Source organism: Pigmentiphaga sp. NML080357, from assembly GCF_002188465.1.
Lineage (GTDB): Bacteria > Pseudomonadota > Gammaproteobacteria > Burkholderiales > Burkholderiaceae_B > Pigmentiphaga.
In genome coordinates this window covers 25,583-33,117 of the sequence record NZ_NINW01000023.1, presented here as the reverse complement: position 1 = coordinate 33,117, position 7,535 = coordinate 25,583, and the positions used below count along the sequence as shown (strand labels likewise).

Annotated in this window: 5 protein-coding genes and 1 pseudogene; 4 read left to right on the top strand and 2 right to left on the bottom strand. The window is 68.2% G+C overall.

Annotated features, from left to right (window positions below):
- The first annotated feature begins 176 nt into the window (after positions 1 to 176).
- The 4 genes and pseudogenes from proB to CDO44_RS07285 all read left to right on the top strand — a co-directional run bounded on the left by proB (position 177) and on the right by CDO44_RS07285 (position 5,438).
- Positions 177 to 1,301 carry a glutamate 5-kinase gene (gene proB, locus CDO44_RS07300; RefSeq protein WP_087779574.1) on the top strand — a complete coding sequence of 375 codons (1,125 nt, stop codon included), beginning with the start codon at positions 177 to 179 and terminating at the stop codon, positions 1,299 to 1,301.
- A gap of 406 nt (positions 1,302 to 1,707) precedes the next feature.
- Positions 1,708 to 2,160, top strand: a pseudogene (locus tag CDO44_RS07295) (MFS transporter); the annotation flags it as partial.
- A 141-nt stretch (positions 2,161 to 2,301) separates the two neighbouring features.
- Positions 2,302 to 3,831 (top strand): glycerol kinase GlpK, encoded by a 1,530-nt coding sequence (gene glpK / locus CDO44_RS07290; protein ID WP_087779572.1) that lies wholly within the window; start codon positions 2,302 to 2,304, stop codon positions 3,829 to 3,831.
- Positions 3,816 to 5,438 (top strand): glycerol-3-phosphate dehydrogenase/oxidase, encoded by a 1,623-nt coding sequence (locus tag CDO44_RS07285; protein WP_087779571.1) that lies wholly within the window; start codon positions 3,816 to 3,818, stop codon positions 5,436 to 5,438. The genes glpK and CDO44_RS07285 overlap by 16 nt, the downstream gene beginning before the upstream one ends.
- 34 nt (positions 5,439 to 5,472) lie before the next feature.
- Here the strand turns inward: CDO44_RS07285 and CDO44_RS07280 are convergent, their stop codons facing one another.
- Together CDO44_RS07280 and CDO44_RS07275 are read right to left on the bottom strand one after the other, a co-directional pair.
- Positions 5,473 to 6,486: an asparaginase gene (locus tag CDO44_RS07280; RefSeq protein WP_087779570.1), complete on the bottom strand. Its 1,014-nt coding sequence runs from the start codon at positions 6,484 to 6,486 to the stop codon at positions 5,473 to 5,475.
- Positions 6,483 to 7,379 (bottom strand): polysaccharide deacetylase family protein, encoded by an 897-nt coding sequence (locus CDO44_RS07275; RefSeq protein ID WP_087779569.1) that lies wholly within the window; start codon positions 7,377 to 7,379, stop codon positions 6,483 to 6,485. The genes CDO44_RS07280 and CDO44_RS07275 overlap by 4 nt, the downstream gene beginning before the upstream one ends.
- Positions 7,380 to 7,535: the final 156 nt, after the last annotated feature.

Sequence of the window (7,535 nt, the reverse complement as noted above, 5' to 3'; positions counted from 1 at the left end):
TCGGCCAGTGCCGGCCGGCGGCGGCGACGCGGGTTCCCCGACGCCCGATGACGCGCCGGATACCGACGACGGCGGCGATGCCGGTGGCGGTGATGGCGACGGCGGCGGCGGCGACGGCGACTGACCCTCGATTCCGTTCTACCGATTTCCCTTTTCTTCTTCGTTCACGGCGTTCGATGAATACCACTTCCGTGATCGCCGCCGCCCGGCGGCTCGTGATCAAAGTAGGCTCTTCGCTGGTCACCGACGAGGGGCGCGGCCTGGACCGGCGCGCGCTGTCGCGCTGGGCCGAGCAGATCGCGCGTTTGCGGGCGCTCGATAAAGAAGTCGTGCTGGTATCCAGCGGCGCCATCGCCGAAGGCATGCTGCGCCTGGGCTGGGAAAAGCGGCCCACGCTGGTCCCCGAATTGCAGGCCGCCGCCGCGGTGGGCCAGATGGGCCTGGCGCAGGCCTACGAGAGCAGCTTCGCCCAGTATGCGCTGCAAACCGCGCAAATCCTGTTGACGCATGACGACTTGTCGAACCGGCGGCGCTACCTGAACGCGCGTTCGACGCTGTTCACGCTGCTGCGCCTGGGCGTGGTGCCCATCATCAACGAAAACGATACAGTGGTCACCGACGAGATCAAGTTCGGCGACAACGATACGCTGGGCGCGCTCGTGACCAACCTGATCGAAGCGGACGCCCTGGTCATCCTGACCGACCAGGCCGGGCTGTACTCCGCCGATCCGCGCAAGCATCCGGACGCCAAGTTCGTGGCCCACGCGCGGGCCGGCGATCCTGCGCTGGAAGCCATGGCGGGCGGCGCCGGCAGCAGCCTCGGCAAGGGCGGCATGCTGACCAAGATCCTCGCCGCCAAGCGTGCGGCCGGCAGCGGCGCCCATACCGTCATCGCTTCCGGCCGCGAACCCGACGTGCTGGTGCGCCTGGCCGGCGGCGCCTGCATCGGCACCGAACTGCGCGCTTCTCTGCCGCTCTTGTCCGCCCGCAAGCAGTGGATTGCCGACCATCTGCAACTGCGGGGCCGCGTGACCGTCGACGACGGCGCGGCGCTTGCGTTGACGCGGGACAACAAGAGCCTCCTGCCCATAGGCGTGACCGCGGTGGAAGGGGAGTTCGACCGTGGCGACGTGGTCGCCTGCGTGGATGCGTCCGGCAAGGAGCTCGCGCGCGGACTCATCAACTATTCGTCCGGCGCCACCCGCCGCATCATGCGCCAGCCATCGAGCCAGATCGAGGCCTTGCTGGGCAGCATGGAAGAGCCCGAGCTGATGCATCGGGACAACATGGTGATACGCTAGCGCCGCTTTTTCGGGCGTTCCGCCGATCGAGCCGGTCTGCGGGGCGGCGGACGCCGGCTCGCGTCAGCTTCATTTCCCTTTCTTTTTTGCAAGATGCCGATAGACGGGGCCCGCCGGTGTCTGTTATTTGTGTACGCTGTACACATTTAACGCCTTCCCCTTCCCGCAAGGAGCTCCCCATGGCCTGTTTCCTCCGTCCCGCCGTCTTCCGGAGCCGGGCATGAGCCACGGCATCGATTCCCGCGGGCGTTGGCTGGCGCTGACGGTGCTCTGCCTGGGCGTGCTGATGATCGTGCTCGATACCACCATCGTCAACGTCGCGCTGCCGTCCATACGCGACGACCTGGGATTTTCCGAGACCTCGCTGGTCTGGGTGGTGAATGCCTACATGCTGACTTTCGGCGGCGGCCTGCTGCTGGCGGCCGCCGGGCTGGCCCTGTTCGCCCGCATGCCGGTCGACGGAATCTTCCTGGTCGACGTCCTGCCCGGCATGCTGCTGATGGGCGTGGGCGCGGGAATCGCTTTCAATCCCATGCTGCTGGCCGCCATGAACGACGTGGCGCCGGACGAGGCGGGACTGGCCTCGGGCGTGGTCAATACCTCCTTCATGATGGGCGGCGCACTCGGCCTGGCGGTGCTGGCGGCCCTGGCGGCGGCGCGTACCGGGACGCTGCTGGCAGGTGGCGTGGCCGAGCGCGCCGCGCTGAATGGCGGATACCAGCTCGCCTTCGCGGCGGGGGCCGTGGCCGCCACGCTGGCGGCCGTGCTGGGGGCCGCCCTCATCCGCCCGGCCGCCGCGCCCGCCGCGCCCGCCGCCGAACCGCGGGAGGAGCTTGCGCGTCCGTCCGCGGCAGAGTAGAAACTGGGCAGCTATCCTGGGTGATACACCTAATGGAAGCGAGGATTCCCCGCTGGCTACGCTTGAGCGGGGCCGCAGGCTGCCGCCCGCGTGTCCCGTTGCCGTGCCTCCACGTCATCGCAGGTTCCTACGGGCTTACGCATGCGCTATATCCTCTCGCTAGACCAGGGCACCACCAGTTCGCGCGCCTTGTTGATCGACCATGCCGGGCAGATCGTCGCCGTAGCCCAGAAAGAATTTCCCCAGCTCTTCCCCCGCCCGGGCTGGGTCGAGCATGACCCCGAGGAAATCTGGCAATCGCAGCTGGCGGTCGCGCGCGCATGCCTTGCCCGCGCGCCCACGTCCCTGGTCGGCAACGGCTATTCGCGGGCGCCGGCCATTGCCATCGGCATCACCAACCAGCGCGAAACCACGGTGCTGTGGGACCGCATCACCGGCCGGCCGGTGGCCAACGCCATCGTCTGGCAGGACCGGCGCACGGCGGACCGTTGCGACCAGTTGCGCGCCGAGGGCAAGGAGGCGTTGATCCAGCGCAAGACCGGCCTGGTGCTGGATGCCTATTTCTCCGCCACCAAGCTGCAGTGGCTGCTCGACAACGTCCCGGGCGCGCGGCAGCGCGCGCGCAACGGCGAACTGGCATTCGGTACCGTCGATGCCTGGCTGATCTGGAAATTGACCAACGGGCGGGTCCACGCCACCGACGCCAGCAATGCCTCCCGCACGCTGCTCTTCGACGTGCACCGCATGGCATGGGACGACGAATTGCTCGAGATCTTCGATATCCCGCCCAGCGTGCTGCCCGCCGTCGTCCCGTCCTGCGCCGTGCTGGGCGAAACCGAGCACGACCTGTTCGGCGCTCCCGTGCCCATCGCCGGCGTGGCGGGCGACCAGCAGGCCGCCACCTTCGGCCAGGCCTGCTTCGCGCCCGGCATGGTCAAGAACACATACGGCACCGGCTGCTTCATGCTGATGAACACCGGCACCGCGGCCATCCCCAGCCGCAACAAGCTCGTGACCACGGTGGGCTGGCAGGGGCCGTCCACGGCCGAGCCCACTACCCGCACCGCCTACTGCCTGGAAGCATCGGTCTTCATGGCGGGCGCCACCATCCAGTGGTTGCGCGACGGCCTGAAGATGATCTCGAGCGCGCCCGAGATCGAGCCCCTGGCCGCCAGCGTGTCCGACTCGGGCGACGTCTACCTGGTGCCGGCCTTTGCCGGGCTGGGCGCGCCCGATTGGGACGCTTATGCCCGCGGCACCTTGATCGGCTTGACGCGCGGCACGACGCGAGCCCACATTGCCCGCGCCGCCCTGGAATCGATCGCGCTGCAGGCCACCGACGCGCTGACCGCGATGATGGGCGATTCCAGCCTTGCCATCCGCGAGCTGCGCGTGGACGGGGGCGCATGCGGCAACGATCTCCTGATGCAGATGCAGGCGGACTTCCTGGGCGTGCCCGTGGTGCGCCCCCACATCACTGAAACCACGGCGCTCGGCGCGGCCTATCTTGCCGGGCTGGCCACCGGGTTCTGGGCCGACGGCGCCGAAATCTCCGCCCAGTGGGAAGTGGACCGCCGCTTCGAGCCCTCCATGAGCGAAACCGTCCGCCGGACCAAGGTCGAGCGCTGGCGCGAAGCCGTCGCCCGGTCGCGCGCATGGGCGAGGCATTGAGCGGGAGCGGCGCGCCGTGGCGCACCGACCGGGCCGCCTTGCTGTCGCGCCTGGCCGAACCCGTCGAGTACGACCTCGCCGTGGTGGGCGGCGGAGCGACGGGGCTGGGCGTCGCGCTGGATGCCGCCACGCGAGGCTTGCGCGTGGCCCTGGTCGAGGCCCGCGACTTCGCCAAGGGCACGTCCTCCCGCGCCACCAAACTCATCCACGGCGGCGTGCGCTATCTCGCCCAGGGCAACTTCCCGCTGGTGCGGGAGGCCCTGCGGGAGAGACAAATCCTTCTGCGCAACGCCCCGCACCTGGCCCAGCCGCTGCCTTTTGTCGTACCCGCCTATCACCTGGGCGAGAGGCCGTTCTACGGGACAGGACTGGTCCTGTACGATGCCCTGGCCGGCAAGGCCGGGCTCGGCCGCACCCGATGGCTCGACGCGCGCGCAACCTTGGCGCGACAGCCGGCGCTGCGGGCGCAAGGGCTGCGCGGCGGGATCGAATATTGGGACGGGCAGTTCGACGATGCGCGGATGGCGATCGCATTGGCGCGCACGGCCGCGCAGGCGGGCGCGCTGCTGCTCAATTATTGCGCCGCCGTGGACTTCATCCGGGAAGGCGGCAAGGTGGCCGGGCTGCGCTGCGAGGATGCCGAAACCGGGCGGTCATACGGGATACGCGCGAAATGCGTGGTGAACGCGGCGGGCATCTGGGTGGACGCGGTGCGCGGCCTCGGGCGCGAGACGCCGCAGGCCGAGCCGACCGTCACCTTCAGCCAGGGCGCGCACATCGTCGTGCCCCGGACGTTCCTGCCGGGCGATCGCGCCGTGCTGATTCCGCGCACGCGCGACGGACGCGTGCTGTTCGCGCTGCCATGGATGGGCAGGACCGTCATCGGCACCACCGACACGCCCCGTCCCCGCGTCGAGCTCGAACCGCGGCCGCTGTCGGCCGAAGTGGCCTTCCTGCTCGACGAGGCGGGACGCTACCTGGCCCGCGCGCCAGGCATCGACGACATCTCCAGCGCCTGGGCGGGATTGCGCCCCCTCGTGCGTCCGGGCGGCTTCGTCAGCACCAAGAACATCAGCCGCGAGCACCAGGTGCGGATCGACGGCGACGGGCTGGTCACGGTGGCGGGCGGCAAATGGACGACGTACCGCGCCATGGCCGAGGACACGGTCGACGCATGCATCGCGGCGGGGCTGCTGAAGACCGCGAAATCGAGCGCGACCGCCGACTGGCCGCTGGTGGGTGCCGCGCCGGGGCGGCTCCGTGTTGCCGATATGCCCGACATCCGGGGATATGGCAGCGAGCAGGAGGCGGTGCTGGCGTTGCACGGCGCCCAACGAGACCTGGGCGGCGGGCTGACCGAAGCCATGGTGCGGTTCGCCGCGCGCCACGAATACGCCCGCACCGTGGAGGACGTGCTGGCGCGCCGCTCGCGCCTGCTGTTCCTCGATGCCCGGCTGGCGCGCGCGGTGGCGGCCGAGGTCGGGCGCCTGCTGAGGGAGGAAACCGGCGCGGATCCGTGCGTCGAGGCCTTTTGCGGGCTGGCCGAGGCCTACTTGCGCTGGCCCGAGGAGGTGTCATCCTCGGGTAGCACCAGCTTCTCCAGGTAGGCCAGGTTCCAAGCGCTTAAGCGAGTCAAGCACGCTACGGGAAGAACCGCGCCCCGAACACGGCCTGGATGTCGTCGGCCATGGCGCCTGTAGCCAGCAACAGCGACAACAGCAGGCGGGCCTTGCTTGCAGACAAGCTTCCTGCTGGCAACAACCCGCGGGCGAGCAGATCGATTTCGGATCCGGCGAACCCATAGGTCCGCGTGAATCCTCTTCCCGCCGGCACTCTGGTTGCCAGTACGACCGGCATCTGGCCGGCAAGCGAGGCCAACGCCTCGACAGCCTTTGCCGGCACGTGTCCGGCGCCCATGGCTTCGACAACCGCTCCGCCATAACCCAGGTCTTCCAAGGTCGCGGCAATACGCGCGTCTTCATCCAGCCCTACGGATAGCTGCGCCACGGGCACCCATTCGGGCTCGGCCGGATCCGCCATCCGGGCCAGAACCGACTCGACACGATTGCGGACCGGCCGGCACCCTATCCGCGCCTGCCCTTCGGCTACGAGTCCCAAGGCGCCAGCGCCGGGCGACGTGAAGGCGCTGGGCAGCGCAGTGTGCGATTTCCGGGCCAGGCGGGCGGCATGAATTTCGTCGTTCAAAACCACCAGTACGCCACAACGCGCGGCATCCGCGCTTGCCGCGACGGTAACGGCTGCGAGCAGATTGGCGGGGCCATCCGCGCCGGGCGCCTGCGCGCCGCGCATGGCGCCGGTTACGACGACGGGCCGTTCCAAGTCGAGCAGCACGTCCATGACAAAGGCCGTATCTTCGATTGTGTCCGTGCCCTGCACCAGTACGGCGCCAGCGAACTCGCCGGAGCGCAGTCTCTGCCGCAACAACTGGGCGACCTGCCACAAATGCCCCAGGGTCAACGACGCACCCGGCAACATGAAAGGCGTCTCCACGTCGATCCGGGCCACTTGCTCCAACTGCGGCACGGCCTTCACCAATTGCGCTCCATCGAGCGTCGGACGAATGCCGCCGCCATCGTCCGCAGTCATGGTAATGGTGCCGCCCAGGGTCACCACCAGCACACGCGGCAAGGTCATTTTCCCTCCGGCTGCTGCGCATTGAACCAATCCAGGATCTGCTCTCCGGTCCATACCAGGACGCCTTCGTGGGACAGCACGTGGTCGTAGAGCTGTTCCAGGTACCCAATGCGATGCGGTACGCCGCTCAGATAGGGATGAACAGAGATCGCCATGATTCGCGGCGTATCTGCGCTGTCCTGGTACAAACGATCGAAGTGTGCCTTGCCCCGGCGCAGCATTTCGTCGGACGGATGCTGCTGCACAGCTGAAATCACCACATCGTTGAGTTCCACGGTATAAGGAATCGACGTCATCGGCCCCTTGGAGGAGCGCAAGCGGACGGGCTGGTCATCCAGGACCCAGTCCGCGACGTACTCGATGCCGCACTCGGCCAGATAGTCGACAGTGTCGTCGGTTTCAGTCAGGCCCGGGCTCTCCCAGCCGCGTGGCGCCTTGCCGGTAAAGCGCTGGATCTCATCGATGGTTTCCCGTATGGCGGCACGCTGGTCCTCGACCTTATGCATCGGGCGCTGCACGAGGCCGTGGCCCATGAATTCCCAGCCTGCGTCCCGCGCCGCGGTGCAGACTTCCTCGTAACGGGGGATTGCCGCGCCGTTGAGCGCAAAGCTGGCCGGCATCGAACGCGCGCGCAAAGCATCGAGGATCCTCCAGAAGCCCACCCGCATGCCGTATTCATGCCAGGCCCAATTGGGAACATCCGGCAGCATGGGCGCGCCCATGGGAGGAGAGAGCACCGCCCGCGGCATGGCTGCAGTCGGCTCCCAGACTTCGACGTTGACAATGTTCCACAGGACGACCCGCGCGTCGCCCGGCAAGGTCAGGCGGGGACGACGCACGATGGACTGATAGGGTGCGCGAGCCAGGACGCTCGAGCCGATGGGTTGGGTCATGATGCGCTTTGGTAGGGGAAGTTACTGAGACCCTGCATGATCTTCATGCCCGTCCGCCAAGGTCAACGCCAGCCGCCTGAAGTTCCATATATTGGACACCTCTGGACGACTGGGTCGGGCGCGCCGCCGAGCCGCACCAACAGTGATCCGGAACCC

Coding starts and splice junctions, on each gene's coding strand:
- CDO44_RS07280 (WP_087779570.1), bottom strand. CDS start 6,486: ATGACCTTGCCGCGTGTGCTGGTGGTGACCCTGGGCGGCACCATTACC.
- CDO44_RS07275 (WP_087779569.1), bottom strand. CDS start 7,379: ATGACCCAACCCATCGGCTCGAGCGTCCTGGCTCGCGCACCCTATCAG.
- CDO44_RS07285 (WP_087779571.1), top strand. CDS start 3,816: ATGGGCGAGGCATTGAGCGGGAGCGGCGCGCCGTGGCGCACCGACCGG.
- glpK (WP_087779572.1), top strand. CDS start 2,302: ATGCGCTATATCCTCTCGCTAGACCAGGGCACCACCAGTTCGCGCGCC.
- proB (WP_087779574.1), top strand. CDS start 177: ATGAATACCACTTCCGTGATCGCCGCCGCCCGGCGGCTCGTGATCAAA.